The organism is Enterobacter sp. Taxon_2 (assembly GCF_058355295.1).
In genome coordinates this window covers 2552284-2569380 of the sequence record NZ_CM178024.1, presented here as the reverse complement: position 1 = coordinate 2569380, position 17097 = coordinate 2552284, and the positions used below count along the sequence as shown (strand labels likewise).

The following is a 17097-nucleotide window of genomic DNA, read 5'->3' as shown; positions in this document are numbered from 1 at the left end:
CAGGAGAGAGACGATGTACACCGCCACAGCGCCAGAATTTGAGGTGATTAACGCCGGTAACGCGAAGGCCAGAGAGGAGGTTGCCTGTTTTCTGGCCCGCAACGGTTTAGGCATTGATAACGATATCGAGCAATTTATCGTTGCGCGCGATCGGCGTCAGCTTGTTGCCTGCACCGGTATTGCGGGTAACACGCTAAAGTGCATTGCCGTGGATGCCGTGTGGCGGGGCACGTCGTTAAGCCTGACGTTAATTCATGAGGCCGAGCTTCTGGCGGCACAAAACGGCGAACATCAGCTCTTTCTTTTTACCTGCCCGGATAACGTAAAGTCGTTTCGCGGATGCGGATTTTACCCGCTGGTGACAGTCGAGAATTGTGCGGCATTAATGGAGAATACGCCGGTCGGTATTCATCGTTACTGCAGCCAGCTGCGTCGCCATCATTTCGTGCCGGGGAAAAACAATGGCGCGATCGTGATGAACGCCAATCCATTCACCCTGGGCCATCAATATCTGATCGAGCATGCGGCACGCCAGTGCGACTGGATGCATGTTTTCGTTGTTCAGGAAGATGTCTCCGCTTTTTCGTTTAAAGAACGGTTTGCGATGGTCAGGAACGGATCGCAGCATCTCCCTAATGTCACGATTCATCCGGGGTCTGCGTATATTATTTCCCGCGGCACATTCCCGGGCTATTTCCTGAAGGATAAGCAGGTTATTGATAAAGCCTACGCTGCCATTGATCTCATGCTTTTCAGAAATTACATCGCCCCCGCGCTGAATATTAACCATCGTTTTGTCGGTACCGAACCGTTTTGCCCGTTAACCGCGGAGTATAACCGGGCGATGCATCGCTGGCTGGAAGATGAAACGAGTACGGCGGCCCGTATCAGTGTGCACGAAATAGAAAGAAAAACGGATGGCAATAACGTGCCTGTCTCGGCTTCAGCCGTTCGTCGTTTATTGAATGAAAACAAAATCTCTGCCGCCAGCCGTATGGTGCCGGCCACCACGCGCGCGTTTCTGAATAAAGAGGTACAGCATCAGCCTTGTTTATCCGAACCGATGTCGGCAGCGGTTTAACCGCATGATCACAGGAAAATTGATATGAAAATTGTGCAAGCCGCAATGGCGGGGACGCTGGAGTCCAGCGACCTGATGGTGAAGGTGAGTCCCGTCGAGAGCGGGCTGGATGTGGTCATCCAGAGCGAAGTGTATAAGCAATTTGGCGAACGTATTGCAGAGGTTGTCAATGAAACCCTGGCTTCGTTCAACATCGAGCAGGGGCTGATCGTCGTTGAAGATAAAGGCGCGCTGGATTGCGTGATCCGCGCCCGCGTGCAGGCTGCTCTGCTCAGAGGAATGGCCCGGGAAGACATTACATGGGAAACGTTATAATGAAAAAGTTACGCCGCAGTATGTTATTTATTCCCGGTTCAAGTGCCGCCATGCTTTCGACGGCATTTATCTATAAACCCGACTCCATTATGTTTGATCTGGAAGATGCCGTCGCGTTAAAAGAAAAAGACAGCGCCCGTCTTCTGGTATTTCATGCCCTGCAACATCCTATGTACAACGATATTGAAACCGTTGTCAGAATTAATCCTTTGAATACGCCTTTTGGATTAAAAGATCTCGAAGCCGCCGTCAGGGCGGGTGTCGATGTCATTCGTTTACCCAAAACCGACTCCCCGGAAGATATACATCAGCTCGAACGTGAAATCGTCCGCATCGAAGAAACCTGTGGACGTCCCGTTGGCTCAACCAAATTAATGGCGGCGATAGAATCTGCCGTGGGCGTGATTAACGCTGTCGCCATTGCGAAATCCTCCGACCGCTTAATGGGTATTGCGCTGGCCGCCTTTGACTACGTGATGGATATGCAAACCGAGCGGGGCGACGGGACAGAGCTCTTCTATGCCCGGTGCGCCGTATTACATGCCGCGCGCGGGGCCGGTATTGACGCCTTCGACGTGGTATACGCCGATGTGAATGATGAGGCCGGTTTCCTGAAAGAAGTGGATCTCATCCGCCGGATGGGCTTCAACGGAAAATCGCTGATTAATCCGCGCCAAATTGAAATTCTTCATAACGCCTACGCACCAACACAGGAAGAAGTGGACTACGCCGAGCGCGTGATTGCCGCCGCAGAGGAGGGGGAACGCAACGGACTGGGGGTGATTTCGCTGAACGGCAAAATGATCGATGCACCAATCATCAACCATGCCCGCGTGGTGATCGAACGCAAAAATGCCTCCGGCATTCGTCAGTAATCCCCTATTGCAAGCGACAGGATGAACAATGAAAAACCTAACTGAAACCCTGCATCACATTCCTGGCTCTCGCCGTGAATACGTCGCCTTCAGCGGCGCTAACGCGACGACGCCTTATCTTGCTGACAGCCAGCAAAAGTCACAGCGCAAACTGTTTGCCAGCGTGGACGAGGTGCTGGCCCGCTGCGATCTGCATGACGGCATGACCGTGTCTTTCCATCACGCCTTCCGCGAAGGGGATAAGGTCATCAATTATGTAATGGACAAACTGGCTCAGCGCGGCCTGAAAGGCATCACGCTCGCGTCCAGCTCATTAATGTCCTGCAATACGCCGCTTATAGATCACATCCGTAATGGCGTGATCGGCAAAATCTACACCTCCGGGATGCGCGGCGAACTGGCAGATGCGATTTCACACGGGCTGATGGACGAGCCGGTACAAATCCACTCCCACGGCGGGCGGGTAAATTTGATTCAGAAGGGCGAAATCGCCATTGATGTCGCTTTTCTGGCTGTCTCGTGCAGCGACGAATATGGCAATGCCAGCGGCAACGGCGGCACATCGCAGTGCGGCTCTCTCGGCTATGCGATGGTCGACGCAAAATATGCCAGAAAGGTGGTTTTGCTTACCGAAACCCTGAAGCCGTTCCCCAACCTGCCGGCCAGTATTATTCAGGATCAGGTTGACTATGTGGTGCAGATTGAGAGCGTCGGTGACCCGGCAAAAATCAGCGTAGGTGCCGCCAGGGTCACCAGTAATCCGCGCGAGCTGATGATTGCCCGCTCTGCTGCCGACGTTATCGAACACTCCGGCTATTTCCGCAACGGCTTTTCGATTCAGACCGGTTCAGGGGCGGCGTCAACCGCCTGTACACGGTTTATGGAAACCCGGATGCGCAAACACAATATCGTTGCCCGCTTCGCGCTCGGCGGGATCACCGGCAGCATTGTCGATCTGCATCAGAAAGGGTTAATCGAGAAGATCCTCGATACGCAAAGCTTTGACGGCGCGGCGGCAGCCTCTATGGCGGTCAATCCCGAACACGTGGAAATCTCCACCAACGTCTATGCAAACCCGGCTGCAAAAGCTGCCTGCTGCGACAGGGTGGACGTGGTCATCCTCAGCGCGCTGGAGGTGGACACCCAGTTCAACGTCAATGTCCTGACCGGCTCCGACGGCGTGATGCGCGGTGCGTCGGGCGGACACTGCGACGTCGCCGCGGCGGCCAATCTCACCATCGTGGTTGCCCCGCTGATCCGCAGCCGCATTCCTACCGTCGTCAGACAGGTCACGACTCTGGTAACGCCGGGCGAAAGTATTGACGTTTTGGTTACCGATCACGGTATTGCCGTGAACCCGGCGCGCCCGGAAATTCGCGAACGCCTGATTAACGCCGGGCTGTCCGTCGTAGACATCGACACCCTGTATCAAAAGGCGCTGCTCATCTCGGGTGAACCCAAGCCTGTCGAGTTCACTGACCGGATCGTCGGCGTGGTGCGTTACCGCGACGGGAGCGTGATAGACGTGGTTCGCCAGGTGAAGGAGTAATCCTCATGACGGATAAAGCCTCGAATGTGAAAGTCATTCTGGAACAGGTGTTGAGCGCCAGAGAACAGCGAGCCCGTCGCCAGCAGGCGTGGCTGTTTCAGTCCGAACATACGGTTGTATCCGTCACGCTGGTCTGGCCGGGGGAGGTGAAGGATACCGACCTGACCAGACGGGTGATGGCCGTCGCGAATCAGGCTCTCGGCGAGGTATTCCGCACGCATCAGTGGACGGTCTGTCGGCATCAGATCCTGCAGCCGGTCACGGGGCCAGAAGCGCTCTGGTCGGTGTCGGCACCCGCGTGGATGATAAAACACGTCACGGCGCATCTGGAAGATAACCATCCTCTGGGACGCCTGTGGGACATCGACGTGTTTTGTCCGAAGACGGGACTGTTGAAAAGAAACGCCATCCAGCAGCCGATGCGCCGATGCTTTATCTGTCATGAACCCGCTCATGTCTGCTCTCGTGCCCGCCGTCATTCGCAGGCCGAACTCACGCGCGTAATCGAGGCGTTAACCGATGACTACTTCGCTTGCCAGATGTAATGCGCCAGACGTTCAGCGCACCTTCGCTGAGCTGGCTGCCGAGGCCATGTATCGGGAAATTCGCTTAACCCCGAAGCCGGGTCTGGTGGATCGTGTAAACAGCGGGGCGCATCGCGACATGGATTTTGCGCTTTTCATAACGAGTATCGCGGCGATTGCGCCCTGGTTCTCGACGTTCTTTAACGTTGGCAGAGAGACGGCTCATCTTACTGGCCCGCAAACGCTGCGGGCCATAAGACCGACCGGTCTGGCCTGCGAGCAGGCGATGTTTGACGCCACTGGCGGGGTGAATACCCATAAAGGCGGGATCTTCTCTCTTGGGCTGCTGTGTGCCGCGGCGGGACGTCTGACGCAAAGGGATGAAACGCTTACGCAGCGCAGCTTATGCCGCGAGACCCGCATTATCTGTACCGGCATCGTTGAACAGGAGCTGAAAACGACCGGTATCGCCAGAACGAAGGGGGAGCAGCAGTTCCAGACGTACGGGTTTACCGGGGCGAGAGGGGAAGCGGCCAGCGGTTTTATCACCGTCCGCCAGGCGGGTCTCCCGCACCTGCGCACCGCGTTACGTCAGGATGAATCCGAAGACGTGGCGCTCTTGAGAATGCTGCTGGGTTTGATGGCGGCGAATCCGGATACCAATCTGGTTTCCCGAGGCGGAATTGAAGGGCTGAATTATGCCAGACGTTATTCAAGGCGGTTATTAAAAATAAAACGTCTCACGGCGGACAAATTAGTTATCGCGCTGCTCAGAATGGACGCGGAATTTATCAAACGCAATTTAAGCCCCGGCGGTTGCGCCGATCTTATTTCCGTTGGTTGGTTATTGTCACAATTTCCACCCGACTAATCGCGAATAGCGTAACAGGAAAACGTCATGATTGAACAACGCCTGCAGCAGCTCAGTCAGGGTTATACCCTTGTTCTGGTCCCGGGTCTCAGAGACAGCGATGAACATCACTGGCAAAGCTGCTGGGGGCGGCGTTTTCCCTTCTGGAAACGGATCCAGCAGAAAAACTGGTTTGAGCCCGATATCGAAAACTGGGTCTCCGCCATTACCCGCGAGCTGGCAATGTGTCCGCTGCCCGCCATCCTCGTCGGCCACAGCTTTGGCGCGCTGGCGTCATGTCGGCTGCTGCAAACGCGGCGGGTAAACGTCGCTGGGGTGGTGATGGTCGCACCGGCTGAACCCGCTTTTTTCGGCCTCGAAGAGGCCATTCAGCCAACGCCATTACCCGTCCCCTGCATGATATTTGCCAGCCGAAACGATCCTCTGATGCCTTTTGCTCGCGCTCACTACTGGGCAACGTGCTGGCGCGGCCATCTCATCGATATCGGTGAGGCCGGACATATTAATTCTGAGTCCGGTTTTGGCGAATGGCCTTACGGACTCGAACGATTAACAGAATTTTGTGAACAACTTTAGCTTTAACAGGAGAACCTATGTTAGATGATTATTATCAGCACCAGAAAGCGCGCGCTGAATCGGGTATTCCGGCGAAACCGTTAACAGCGGAACAAACCGATGCACTTATTTATCGTTTAATAAATGATGCGCCCGCGCATCATCCGCTATTAATCGATTTATTAACCCACAGCGTCCCGCCGGGCGTCGATCCTGCAGCAAAGCTAAAAGCCGATTTTTTATTCAAGGTGGCATTGCAGGAATACCGGATTAACGGGCTTTCTCCTGAAGCGGCTACGACGCTGCTGGGGTCCATGCAGGGGGGCTATAACGTCCAGCCGCTGATTGAGCTCCTTGACCATCCGAACCTGGCACCGCTGGCCGCTGAGCAACTCTCTTCTACCATCCTGATCTTTGAAAAATTCAGCCAGGTGGAAGCCAAAGCGAAGAGCGGCAACGTCCGGGCAAAAGAGGTGCTTCACTCCTGGGCAAATGCCGAGTGGTTCACGCGCCGCCCGGCCATGCCTGAAAAAATTACTCTGAAGGTGTTTAAGGTTCCCGGTGAGACCAATACCGACGATTTGTCTCCGGCACCGGAGGCGTGGTCACGTCCTGATATTCCGCTGCACGCACTCTCCATGCTCAGTAACGTCAGGGAAGGGGTAGCACCTGATGAACCCGGCGTACGTGGCCCTTTGCACCAGCTGGCAGAACTCAAAGCGTCGGGCTGGCCGCTGGTGTACGTCGGTGACGTCGTGGGGACAGGATCCTCACGTAAATCCGCCACCAACTCCATCCTTTGGCACATCGGGAACGATATTCCGTACGTGCCGAATAAACGTAACGGCGGGTTTGTGTTTGGCGGCAAAATCGCGCCCATTTTCTTCAACACCCTGGAAGATTCCGGTGCGCTGCCAATAGAGATGGATGTCTCCGCGCTGACGACCGGGATGCTGATCGATCTTTACCCGTACAAGGGCGAAATTCGTGAGACAGAAAGCCAGCGGCTGGTGACGACCTTTACCCTTAAAACCGAAGTGCTGCTGGACGAAGTACGCGCCGGCGGGCGGATCCCGTTGATTATCGGACGCAGCCTGACCGCGAAAGCGCGGGAATCGCTGAAGCTTGGGCCTTCCGCGGTATTCCGCACGCCCGCTTTGCCTGCGCCATCCGAAACCGGTTTTACGCTGGCACAGAAAATGGTGGGTAAAGCCTGCGGCGTGGCGGGGATCCGCCCCGGGCAGTATTGCGAGCCGAAGATCGCGACCGTGGGATCGCAGGACACCACCGGCGGGATGACGCGCGACGAGCTGACCGACCTGGCCTGCCTCACGTTTTCAGCCGACCTGGTGATGCAGTCTTTCTGCCACACCTCTGCCTACCCTAAGCCGGTAGATGTGCAACTGCATGAAACCCTGCCGCAGTTTATCACCCGCCGGAATGGGGTGGCGCTCAAGCCGGGTGACGGCATTATCCACTCGTGGCTTAACCGCATGCTGCTGCCGGATACGGTAGGCACGGGTGCCGACTCCCATACCCGCTTCCCGCTGGGGATCTCCTTCCCGGGCGGTTCCGGGCTGGTTGCGTTCGCAGCGGCCACCGGCATCATGCCGCTGGATATGCCTGAGTCGGTGCTGGTGCGCTTCAAGGGCGAGATGCAGAAAGGGATCACCCTGCGCGACCTGGTGCATGCCATTCCGCTCTACGCCAGAAAGCAGGGGCTGTTGACGGTCGAGAAAAAGAATAAGCGTAACGTTTTCTCGGGCCGGATCCTCGAGATTGAAGGCCTGGAAACATTAAGCGCAGAGCAGGCGTTTGAACTGGCTGACGCCTCCGCCGAACGCTCCGCTGCCGCGTGCGTTATGCGACTGGCGGAAGAGAATGTCGCGCAATATCTGCGTTCCAATGCGGCCTTGCTGCGCTGGATGGTTAAGCAAGGGTATGAGAATGCCGCCACGCTTGAGCGCCGCATTGCTGAAATTGAGGCGTGGCTGGCTAACCCGTCACTGCTCTGCGCCGATCCTGACGCGGAATATGCGGCAGTCATTGAGATCGATCTCAATGAAATCACCGAGCCGGTGGTCTGTGCCCCGGACGATCCGGACGATGCCCGATTACTTTCGGCGGTTGCCGGCACCCCTATTGAAGAGGTCTTCATTGGCTCCTGCATGACAAACATCGGTCATTTCCGCGCTGCGGGGAAAATCATGGCCGGTGCCAGCGAAAACCAGGCGCGTTTGTGGCTCGCACCGCCGACAAAAATGGATGCCCAACAGCTCTCCCGAGAAGGCTATTTTAATCAGTTTATTAAATCGGGGGCGAGAATCGAGCCTGCGGGCTGTTCTCTGTGTATGGGGAACCAGGCGAGGGTGCGTGAGGGGAGCAACGTAGTATCGACGTCCACTCGAAATTTCCCGCATCGTCTGGGAACAAATGCGAAAGTGTTCCTTGCCTCAGCTGAATTAAGCACCGTCGCTGCCATACTGGGTAAAATGCCAACCGTGGAAGACTATTTTAGCTATACGGATAAACTTCACGATGCGCATGAAAATATCTATCGCTATCTCAGTTTTGATACCCTGCCCGAATATCAATTCAAAGAGAGTGATAATATCGATATTGTTAGTGTGTGATTTTTAGTTATTCATTTGGCAAATGTATTTAATCGGTGGAGGCCTCTTTCTGGTGCGGCCTCTGCTATTCAGGGACCCTTTTCTCATGGGTGAGATATGCTTAAATCCAATGTTTTAAAAACAATCTTACTTGCCGTAATAATATTACTATCAATATTTATTCCTCCGCCTGATGGATTAACCAAAGAGGCGTGGATACTGGCAGGCATATATCTGTCTGCTATCGTTGGGCTGGTCATTAAACCGTATCCCGAACCCGTCATTATGCTGGTCGCGGTGGCATTAACCTGTTTTACCGTAACAAAATTCCCGGATTCTCCTGTCAAATCAATGGATGTCCTGAGCGGATACGCCTCAGGCACAACCTGGCTGGTGTTTAGCGCCTTTACGCTTAGCGCGGCGTTTGTTACTACCGGTCTGGGGAAACGCCTTGCCTACTGGTTTATCCTCAAGTTTGGCAGCACGACGCTGAGGCTGGGGTATGTGACCGCCTTGCTGGATTTGGTGCTGGCACCGGCGACACCCTCAAATACCGCGCGGGCAGGTGGCGTGGTTTTCCCTATTATTAACAGCATCGCGACGGTATTAGGCTCAACGCCAAAAGAGACGCCGTGCAAGGCTGGCCGTTATTTAATGGTCAATGTCTATATGGTGACTAAAACGACCAGCTATATGTTTTTAACGGGCTTTGCCGGAAACGCGTTAGCGCTGCAGCTAATTTCCGATATCTTCCATGTTCATATTAGCTGGATAGGCTGGATGCTGGCGGGAGCACCGTTGGGGTTATTGATGCTGTGTATCATTCCCTATATTTGCTATCGCGTTGCCTCCCCGGAAATTAAAAAAATTGATAATGTCGCTATTGCTACCAACGGCTTGCAAAGTCTCGGGGCAATGAGCCTCAAAGAGAAGGGCCTGGTCGTTATTTTTATCGCTGCCTTATTGGGCTGGATCTTTTCTCGTCAGCTTGGGCTCAATGAATCCGCCGTCGCCATTATCGCAATGGGCGCGGCGCTGCTGTTTAATATTATCGGCTGGAGCGACGTACAGAAAAACAAAGGCGGCTGGAATACCCTGATGTGGTACGGGGGTATCATCGGTCTGAGCGCCACGCTGAGCAAGGAGGGATTTTTCCGCTGGCTGGCTGATTTCCTGTCAGCGCACCTCAATTTTCTCAGCGCGGGGAATATGACCATCGTTATTATCGTGTTTCTCAGCGTGCTGGTTCGTTATTTCTTTGCCTCAGGTGGGGCGTACGTCGCGGCGATGGTGCCGGTCTTTGCCACCGTGGGGCTGGTTACCGGAACGGCACCCGTTCTGCTTGCTCTCGCCATTCTGTTTTCCAACTCCTATGGGGGTTGCATCACGCATTATGGCGGCGCAGCGGGACCGATTATCTTTGCTGCCGGGTACAACGACATCAAGTCATGGTGGACTATCGGTACGCTCGTGGCGTTGTGCACGTTTTTACTCCACATGTTCCTCGGCATTCCCTGGTGGGGCTTCCTGATGCAGCACGGCATGCTGCAGTCTTAACGGATGAGGAGATGGTGAAACGCAGGCCGGGTAAGGCGTCGCCGCCACCCGGCAACATCACGGCTCGGACGGGGTAGTAAACAACTCGAGCGTAATTAATGTATCAAGATGCCTGTTAAACGCGGCCTCGTCCATTTCGGGCATGTTTAAGATATACATCCCGTCAAGACCACACACCAGACCAATCAAGCGCCAGGCAATATTTTCTGCCCGATCGCCCGGACGCAATGCCCCGGCCTTCGTTCCTGCTTTGATTAGCGCCACCGTTTCCTGATGCCACATCTCCATGGTCATCACATAGGCGCCCTTGATGTCGGCATCACGGCTGGCAAGGATCTGCGCTTCACGCCACAGGCGAATATAGGGCTCAAACCTCCCGTCATCGCTGCCGAGCATGGCATGAAGCTGCTCCCGCCAACCGGCCTGTTTACCCGCGACATCTGCATCCAACAGCTCGCGAATCAACCGTACGAAGGCCAGCGATTTTAGCTCCCCGCCGGACGTAAAGTGATGATGCACCTGTCCGGTGGCGACTCCGGCTTCAGCCGCAACGCGGCGTACCGTCATTGCCGCCAGTCCTTCTGCCAGCGCCACGCGCATGGCTGCCTGTAAGATGGCTTCCCGCCGTTCATCCTTGCTCAGATATCGCATGTTTACTCACTCTCAATGGGAACGAAACGAGTGTAACAAAAAGCTGGACATGTGTTCAACTTTGCGTAGGATCGCATCCTGGACATGTGTCCATGTTTTAAAAGAAAAGGAAATTTATGTTTCGTCAGTGGTTAGCGTTAATGATTATCGTGCTGGTGTATATCCCGGTGGCGATCGACGCGACGGTGCTGCACGTGGCGGCGCCGACATTGAGCATGACGCTGGGTGCCAGCGGCAATGAATTGCTGTGGATCATCGATATTTACTCGCTGGTGATGGCGGGTATGGTGTTGCCGATGGGCGCCCTGGGTGACCGTATCGGTTTTAAACGGCTGTTGATGATCGGCAGTACGCTGTTTGGCCTGTCATCGCTGGCGGCAGCGTTTGCCCCGTCAGCAGGGTGGCTGATTGCGGCGCGCGCCTCGCTGGCAATTGGTGCGGCGATGATTATTCCGGCTACGCTGGCTGGGATCCGTACGCTGTTTATCGACGCGCGGGATCGTAATATTGCGCTCGGCGTCTGGGCGGCGGTCGGTTCCGGTGGGGCGGCGTTTGGCCCGTTGATTGGCGGTATGCTGCTTGAGCATTTTTACTGGGGATCGGTGTTTTTAATTAACGTGCCGATTGTGCTGGTGGTGGTTTCGCTGGCTGCGCGTTTTGTGCCTCCTCAGCACGGCCGCCCGGAGCAGCCGCTGAATATTAGCCATGCCATTATGCTGATTGTGGCGATTTTACTGCTGGTCTACAGTGCGAAAACAGCCCTGAAAGGCGCGCTGTCACCGTGGATAGTCGCGTCCGCGCTGATTACCGGCTCGGTACTGCTGTTTATCTTCGTGCGTATTCAGCTCCGCGCTCGCGTACCAATGATCGACATGCGTCTGTTCTGCCATCGCATCATTTTGAGCGGCGTGGTGATGGCGATGACCGCCATGATTGCCCTGGTCGGGTTTGAGCTGCTGATGGCCCAGGAGCTGCAGTTTGTTCATGGCTTTACGCCGTTTGAAGCGGGCATGTTCATGCTGCCGGTGATGGTCGCCAGCGGGTTCAGCGGGCCGATCGCAGGCGTGCTGGTTGGGCGATTAGGGCTACGCATCGTCGCGGCCGGCGGCATGGGGCTCAGCGCCGTCAGCTTTATCGGCCTGTCGATGCTCGACTTCAGCACACAGCAGTGGCAGGCGTGGGGACTGATGGTGCTGCTCGGCTTCAGTGCCGCCAGCGCGCTGCTGGCCTCGACCTCGGCAATTATGGCGGCCGCGCCGAAAGAGAAAGCCGCCGCCGCAGGGGCAATTGAAACCATGTCCTACGAACTGGGGGCCGGACTGGGGATCGCCATTTTTGGTCTGCTGTTGACCCGCAGCTTCTCGGCGTCGATTGACCTGCCGCAAGGGCTGAATGCCTCGCTCGTCGATAAAGCCTCGTCATCCATTGGTGAGGCGATGAAGGTGGCGCAGGATCTGACCCCGACGCTGGCGGAGTCGGTGATTGAGGCGGCGAAAAGCGCATTTATCACCTCGCACAGCGTGGCGCTGGGCAGCGCGGGCGGAATGCTGCTGTTGCTGGCCGTGGGGATCTGGTTCAGCCTGGCGAAGGTCAAGCCGCAGTAATACAGGGCGCGCGGTTGGCGCGGGCGGGGCAGATGGGCTATGTTTTTTACAGGATTATCTGACTCTTGCTGGAAAATATGAGCCTTCGCCACAGCAGTGAACCGTCCCAACCGCTCTCCCGGTTAACCCTGCTTGCAGGGGGGGCGCTGGGCGTCGTTTTTGGTGATATCGGCACCAGCCCGCTTTATACCTTTCGGACGGTACTTTCGCTCTCTGAGCATGACCCTACGCCCGGCGTCATACTGGGCCTGCTCTCGCTGATTACCTGGACACTCATCCTGGTGACATCCATAAAATATGCCGCCTTCGCCATGCGAATTGATAATCATGGCGAGGGGGGCATCATGGCCTTAATGTCGCTTCTGGTGGAGAAAGGCAAAGGCGGGCGCTGGGTCATTTTTGCCGCCCTGATTGGCGCAGCGTTGATTTACGGTGATGGCGCGATCACCCCGGCCATCTCCGTGCTTTCTGCCCTTGAAGGGCTGGAGATGGTGATCCCTGAGTCCCAGCCGTACATATTACCCCTGACGGTGGCAGTGTTGCTGGCGCTGTTTCTTATCCAGCCTTTTGGTACAGCCCGCATAGGAAAAATATTTGGCCCGGTGATGGCGCTGTGGTTTTTGGCGATTGCTGCGCTGGGCGTGCGGGGGATCGTTCAGCACCCCTCGGTACTGTTGGCCCTTAATCCTGCTTACGGCATCGCATTTTTGTTTTCGAACGGGTACACCAGTTTCCTGGTCCTGGGCGGCGTTTTTCTCTGCGTGACGGGGGCCGAGGCCCTGTATGCAGACATGGGGCATTTTGGTAAAAAGCCGATCTGGCTTGCCTGGTACGGTATCGTCTTTCCTTCGCTGCTGCTCAACTATGCTGGCCAGTCAGCGCTGATTCTGGCCGGTGCCGACAGCAAGCAAAACCTTTTCTACACGCTCTGTCCGCCTGTTGTCCAGGTTCCACTCATCATTCTTGCCGCGCTGGCGACGATCATTGCCAGTCAGGCGATTATTACCGGCGCGTTTTCCATGACGCGCCAGGCCATTCAGCTTGGCTGGTTACCCCGGTTACGCATCAAACAGACGGCGGCAGAAAGCTACGGTCAGATTTATATCGGGATAATAAACTGGCTGCTGATGGTGGTGACCATCGGGCTGGTGGTGTTCTTTAAATCCTCCGATAAGCTTGCCGCGGCGTACGGCATCGCCGTGTCGTTAACCATGCTGATGACCACGGGGCTGTTGTTTGTGGCGATGCGGGAAGTGTGGCGCTGGAGCCGGGTCAGCAGCGCGCTTATTGCCCTCTGTTTCCTGGTGATTGATGCCACCTTCTTGTTTGCCAATCTAATTAAAGTCCTGGAGGGTGGCTATATCCCGCTGCTGATGGCCGCAGCCATTTGTACGGTGATGCTAATCTGGCACCGCGGCGTTAAGGCGGTCTCCGCATCGGTGGGCGAGAAGGGCGTCAGCGTGGATGCGTTCTTTGCCCAGCTTCAGCAAAAGACGGTGCCCAGAGTGGTAGGCTCTGCCGTGTTTTTGACCCGTACACAGAACAATATCCCACCGGTCATGCGCTGGCATGTCGCGCGAAACCGGGCGCTACAGCAGGATGTGTTGTCGCTGACCATTGATATACTCAATGTGCCCTACGTCGGGGAAGAGCAGCGTATCAGGGTGGAACAGCGCGCGCCGGGCTACTGGCACGGCGTGGCGCAATATGGCTTTATGGAACACCCGGACATTCCGCGGTTGTTACAGGGGGTCAGCGAGATTAACGCGCTTTTTGCCACGGATGATGCCACCTGGTATGTCGGGCATGAAACCATTGTGGCAGGCGAAGGCGGGGCCGGTATGGCGGCCTGGCAACGGCACATTTTTGCCTTCATGAAACGCAACTGCACGCACGTCATTAACCACTACCACCTTCCCAGCGATCGGGTGGTTGAAATCAGCCGGCGCGTTGCGGTATAGACTCTGGCGAAAGCAGAGGACCTCTGCTTTCGCACCGTTCTAGCTCTCCTGGGCCGCGGACAGGACGCTGTGCAACAGCACGTTCGCCCCTTTCTCCGACCACTCCGGCAGGATCCTTTCCGCTTCGTTATGGCTGACGCCCTTCACGCAGGGGATAAAGATCATGCTGGCGGGCGCAATTTTGCTCACATAGCAGGTGTCGTGTCCCGCACCGGAGACCATCGGTTTCGACGAATAGCCCAGTTCCGCCACGGCCTTCTCCGTACGAGCGAGGCATTCAGCATCAAACGCGATGGGCGCGTAGTCAAAAATGCGCTCAACGAGAGCCGACACGCCGCGCAGGCTCAGGCTTTCAGCCACCTTATGCAGCGCCGCTTCCATGGCTTCCAGAGCCTGCTGCGCCGGATGGCGAAACTCCACGCTGCATTCCACACGAAACGGCACGACGTTGCGCGAGTTTGGCGTAACCTGCGCCATACCGATCGTCGCGCGTCCGTCCGGCGCATGCCGATAGCCAATCTCTTCCACTTTCAATGCAAGCTCAGCGAAGGCGGTCAGCGCGTCACGGCGGCTGTGCATCGGCGTCGTGCCCGCGTGAGCGGCGAATCCGTCCAGCGTCAGGGTAAACCAGCGCTGGCCCATTGCCGCGCGGACGAGCCCGATATCGATGGCTTCGTCTTCCAGGATCGGGCCCTGTTCGATGTGCAACTCGTAGCAGGCGTGAACCGGAAACGCGCGGGGAGGGGCTTCACCCCGGTAGCCAATGCTATCCAGCGCTTCGCCCACGGTGATGCCATCGTTATCCGCGCGGGCATGAGCGTACGCTTCGCTAAATTGACCCGTCCAGACCCCTGAAGCGAGCATGGCTGGCGCGAAGCGCGCGCCTTCTTCGTTGGTCCAGTTAACCAGCACGATGTCACGCTCCGTCTCAACGTGATGGTCATTGAGGGTACGCAGCAGCTCAAGCCCGGCCAGCACGCCGTAAACCCCGTCGTAGTTCCCCCCCAGCGGCTGGGTATCCACGTGCGAACCGGTCATGACCGGGGCAAGCTGCGGGTTTTTCCCCGCGCGGCGGATAAACATGTTGCCCATGCTGTCGACGTCACAGGTAAAACCGGCGTCCATCGCCCAGTCGCGCAGCAGGTTACGCGCAACACGATCTTCCTCGCTCAATGCCAGACGGGTGACGCCACCGGCGGGCGTGCCGCCGATCTGCGCCATCATCTCAAGCGTTGACCACAGCCGTTCGGCGTTGACGCGGATCATGGCTTGTCCTTGCTGCTGCGGTAGCGGAAATCACAGCACGCACCGCCCTGCATGATGGTGGTGGTGCGGGTTAGCTCAACGTCCGGCGCATAGCCAACGATGAATTTTTCATCCCGCGCGCAGGAGAGCAGATGGCCAATCTCGCCCAGCCCCATTTCGTGATACATCTCCGCGTAGCGACAGCGGGTCACGTTGTAGTTGTACTGCTTGTCGTCGGCGTCGATCACCTTCACCTCCAGGGCGTTATCCTTCTCCCACAGATACTGCAGGGCGATAAAGCTCTTGATGTTCGCGCCGTTGGGTTCTTTGCTGGCAAACGCTTTGCCAGCGTCAATCGCGGCCTGCTCAATGGCCTCGCCAATCACCGCCTGGGCGCGGGCTTTCCCTATCTCGCGCACCAGGATTTCATAAATTGGCTTAATAATTTCTGCTTCAATTTTGCGGCGGGCGAGAATGCCCAGCTCGTTATTATCACTCATCACATTGCCTCGCTGCGTTACTTCGCTTTTGCGCCGCCCAGCACGGTCTGCGGCTGCCATTTGCCGTCGACAACTTTGTAGACCGTGAACGACGGCGATTTCAGGTTGCCCTCTTTATCAAACGCGATCTGTCCGGTGACGCCGGAATAGCTGATGGCGCGCAGGGCGGGCAGATAGTCGGACGGCTCAACGGAGTTTGCTTTTTCCATTGCCGCAACCAGCACGCGCGTGGCGTCATAGGCGAACGGGGCGTGCAGTTCGATATGGGTGTGGTAGCGGGACTGGTACGCCTGCTCGAACGCTTTGCCGCCCGGCATCTGGTCAACGGGCAGACCCGGCTCCAGCGCCACAACGCCTTCGCCTTCTTTCTGCGCCAGCTTCAGGAACGTCTGGCTGACGAATCCGCCTGCGCCCATCAGCGTGGCATTCATGCCCAGCTGTTTGATGCGACGCGCCAGCGGTGCGGCCTGGCTGTCGACGCCGCCGAAGAAGATCAGATCGGCGTTTTTACTGCGGATAGCGGTCAGTACGGCGCTAAAATCGACCGTTTTGTCATCCACGTACTGACGATCGACAATTTTCACGCCCTGGGCTTCCAGCGATTTAATAAACTGGTCTGCAAGCCCCTGACCAAATGCGGTACGGTCGTCGATCACCGCAATGCGTTTGGCTTTCAGGGTATTCACCGCGTACTGACCGGCAAACTGACCGCCGTCATCGTCGTGTCCCATCACGCGGAAGCTGGTATCAAAACCTTGTTGCGTATAGGCGTGACCGGTCGCGACCGGTGCCACCTGGGCGATGCCTGCATCGTGATAAATGCGGGCCGCAGGAATGCTGGTGCCGGTGTTCCAGTGGCCGACCACGCCCGCCACATCGCTGTCCACCAGACGCTGCGCGACGGCCACGGCGGTGCGCGGGTCGGACTGATCGTCTTCGGACTGCAGTTTGAAGGTGACCGCTTTGCCGCCGATGGTCGGGTGCTGCTTGTTAATGTCGTCAATGGCCAGCTGCGCGCCGTTCTCCAGATCTTTACCGATACGGGCGGACGGACCAGTGAGCGGGCCTGCCAGACCGATAACCACGGTTTCGCTGTCAGCGGCCCACGTGGCCGTCGAGGCAAAGCTGCCGAGGAGGATGGCGGCGCTGAGCGCACGGATTTTTACTGTTTTCATTGTATTTCCCTGATGTTGGCTG

15 protein-coding genes are annotated in these 17097 nt (G+C 56.6%); 11 read left to right on the top strand and 4 right to left on the bottom strand.

Features of this window, described 5'->3' with window-relative positions:
- Positions 1–13: 13 nt before the first annotated feature.
- The 9 genes from citC (at position 14) to AC4IC4_RS12125 (ending at position 9939) form a co-directional block, all read left to right on the top strand.
- A complete protein-coding gene (gene citC / locus AC4IC4_RS12165; protein WP_491471212.1) occupies positions 14–1081 on the top strand; it encodes a [citrate (pro-3S)-lyase] ligase in 1068 nt (355 codons plus the stop codon).
- A 24-nt stretch (positions 1082–1105) separates the two neighbouring features.
- A complete protein-coding gene (gene citD / locus AC4IC4_RS12160; RefSeq protein ID WP_491471211.1) occupies positions 1106–1396 on the top strand; it encodes a citrate lyase acyl carrier protein in 291 nt (96 codons plus the stop codon).
- The gene (gene citE / locus AC4IC4_RS12155; RefSeq protein WP_237423100.1) at positions 1396–2271 is read left to right on the top strand and encodes a citrate (pro-3S)-lyase subunit beta; all 876 of its coding nucleotides are present in this window, start codon (positions 1396–1398) and stop codon (positions 2269–2271) included. The genes citD and citE overlap by 1 nt, the downstream gene beginning before the upstream one ends.
- A gap of 28 nt (positions 2272–2299) precedes the next feature.
- A complete protein-coding gene (gene citF / locus AC4IC4_RS12150) occupies positions 2300–3820 on the top strand; it encodes a citrate lyase subunit alpha (RefSeq protein WP_491471210.1) in 1521 nt (506 codons plus the stop codon).
- Positions 3821–3825: 5 nt separating this feature from the next.
- Positions 3826–4365 carry a citrate lyase holo-[acyl-carrier protein] synthase gene (gene citX, locus AC4IC4_RS12145; protein ID WP_491471209.1) on the top strand — a complete coding sequence of 180 codons (540 nt, stop codon included), beginning with the start codon at positions 3826–3828 and terminating at the stop codon, positions 4363–4365.
- On the top strand, positions 4340–5215 hold the full coding sequence (gene citG / locus AC4IC4_RS12140) for a triphosphoribosyl-dephospho-CoA synthase CitG (protein WP_491471208.1): 876 nt from the start codon (positions 4340–4342) through the stop codon (positions 5213–5215). Before citX ends, citG begins: the two co-directional genes overlap by 26 nt.
- Before the next feature lie 27 nt (positions 5216–5242).
- Entirely contained in the window at positions 5243–5791 is a 549-nt protein-coding gene (locus AC4IC4_RS12135; protein ID WP_491471207.1) for an RBBP9/YdeN family alpha/beta hydrolase, read from the top strand.
- 17 nt (positions 5792–5808) lie between these two features.
- Positions 5809–8403 (top strand): bifunctional aconitate hydratase 2/2-methylisocitrate dehydratase, encoded by a 2595-nt coding sequence (locus AC4IC4_RS12130; RefSeq protein WP_491471206.1) that lies wholly within the window; start codon positions 5809–5811, stop codon positions 8401–8403.
- A 96-nt stretch (positions 8404–8499) separates the two neighbouring features.
- Positions 8500–9939 carry an anion permease gene (locus tag AC4IC4_RS12125; protein ID WP_491471205.1) on the top strand — a complete coding sequence of 480 codons (1440 nt, stop codon included), beginning with the start codon at positions 8500–8502 and terminating at the stop codon, positions 9937–9939.
- A 57-nt stretch (positions 9940–9996) separates the two neighbouring features.
- Here AC4IC4_RS12125 and AC4IC4_RS12120 read toward each other — a convergent pair whose 3' ends face one another.
- Positions 9997–10590 (bottom strand): TetR family transcriptional regulator, encoded by a 594-nt coding sequence (locus AC4IC4_RS12120; protein WP_032647404.1) that lies wholly within the window; start codon positions 10588–10590, stop codon positions 9997–9999.
- 116 nt (positions 10591–10706) lie between these two features.
- Here AC4IC4_RS12120 and AC4IC4_RS12115 point away from each other — a divergent pair, with 116 nt between their 5' ends.
- Both AC4IC4_RS12115 and AC4IC4_RS12110 read left to right on the top strand, forming a co-directional pair.
- Positions 10707–12194 carry an MFS transporter gene (locus tag AC4IC4_RS12115; RefSeq protein ID WP_491471204.1) on the top strand — a complete coding sequence of 496 codons (1488 nt, stop codon included), beginning with the start codon at positions 10707–10709 and terminating at the stop codon, positions 12192–12194.
- A gap of 77 nt (positions 12195–12271) precedes the next feature.
- Complete coding sequence (locus AC4IC4_RS12110) at positions 12272–14155, top strand: potassium transporter Kup (protein WP_491471203.1); 1884 nt, start codon at positions 12272–12274, stop codon at positions 14153–14155.
- Positions 14156–14194: 39 nt separating this feature from the next.
- Here AC4IC4_RS12110 and AC4IC4_RS12105 read toward each other — a convergent pair whose 3' ends face one another.
- Genes AC4IC4_RS12105 through AC4IC4_RS12095 form a run of 3 tightly spaced genes read right to left on the bottom strand, consistent with a single transcriptional unit; the run spans position 14195 to position 17075 of the window.
- The gene (locus AC4IC4_RS12105; RefSeq protein WP_491471202.1) at positions 14195–15421 is read right to left on the bottom strand and encodes a Zn-dependent hydrolase; all 1227 of its coding nucleotides are present in this window, start codon (positions 15419–15421) and stop codon (positions 14195–14197) included.
- Positions 15418–15900, bottom strand: coding sequence for an L-2-amino-thiazoline-4-carboxylic acid hydrolase (locus AC4IC4_RS12100; protein WP_491471201.1), 483 nt, complete (start codon positions 15898–15900; stop codon positions 15418–15420). The genes AC4IC4_RS12105 and AC4IC4_RS12100 overlap by 4 nt, the downstream gene beginning before the upstream one ends.
- A 17-nt stretch (positions 15901–15917) precedes the next feature.
- The gene (locus tag AC4IC4_RS12095; RefSeq protein WP_491471200.1) at positions 15918–17075 is read right to left on the bottom strand and encodes a branched-chain amino acid ABC transporter substrate-binding protein; all 1158 of its coding nucleotides are present in this window, start codon (positions 17073–17075) and stop codon (positions 15918–15920) included.
- Positions 17076–17097 lie beyond the last annotated feature (22 nt).

Bases quoted from the DNA above. Each gene is read 5' to 3' on its own strand.
- AC4IC4_RS12110 (WP_491471203.1), top strand. From the start codon at position 12,272: ATGAGCCTTCGCCACAGCAGTGAACCGTCCCAACCGCTCTCCCGGTTA.
- citF (WP_491471210.1), top strand. From the start codon at position 2,300: ATGAAAAACCTAACTGAAACCCTGCATCACATTCCTGGCTCTCGCCGT.
- AC4IC4_RS12125 (WP_491471205.1), top strand. From the start codon at position 8,500: ATGCTTAAATCCAATGTTTTAAAAACAATCTTACTTGCCGTAATAATA.
- AC4IC4_RS12135 (WP_491471207.1), top strand. From the start codon at position 5,243: ATGATTGAACAACGCCTGCAGCAGCTCAGTCAGGGTTATACCCTTGTT.
- AC4IC4_RS12120 (WP_032647404.1), bottom strand. From the start codon at position 10,590: ATGCGATATCTGAGCAAGGATGAACGGCGGGAAGCCATCTTACAGGCA.
- AC4IC4_RS12130 (WP_491471206.1), top strand. From the start codon at position 5,809: ATGTTAGATGATTATTATCAGCACCAGAAAGCGCGCGCTGAATCGGGT.
- AC4IC4_RS12095 (WP_491471200.1), bottom strand. From the start codon at position 17,075: ATGAAAACAGTAAAAATCCGTGCGCTCAGCGCCGCCATCCTCCTCGGC.
- citD (WP_491471211.1), top strand. From the start codon at position 1,106: ATGAAAATTGTGCAAGCCGCAATGGCGGGGACGCTGGAGTCCAGCGAC.
- citE (WP_237423100.1), top strand. From the start codon at position 1,396: ATGAAAAAGTTACGCCGCAGTATGTTATTTATTCCCGGTTCAAGTGCC.
- citC (WP_491471212.1), top strand. From the start codon at position 14: ATGTACACCGCCACAGCGCCAGAATTTGAGGTGATTAACGCCGGTAAC.
- citX (WP_491471209.1), top strand. From the start codon at position 3,826: ATGACGGATAAAGCCTCGAATGTGAAAGTCATTCTGGAACAGGTGTTG.
- citG (WP_491471208.1), top strand. From the start codon at position 4,340: ATGACTACTTCGCTTGCCAGATGTAATGCGCCAGACGTTCAGCGCACC.
- AC4IC4_RS12100 (WP_491471201.1), bottom strand. From the start codon at position 15,900: ATGAGTGATAATAACGAGCTGGGCATTCTCGCCCGCCGCAAAATTGAA.
- AC4IC4_RS12115 (WP_491471204.1), top strand. From the start codon at position 10,707: ATGTTTCGTCAGTGGTTAGCGTTAATGATTATCGTGCTGGTGTATATC.
- AC4IC4_RS12105 (WP_491471202.1), bottom strand. From the start codon at position 15,421: ATGATCCGCGTCAACGCCGAACGGCTGTGGTCAACGCTTGAGATGATG.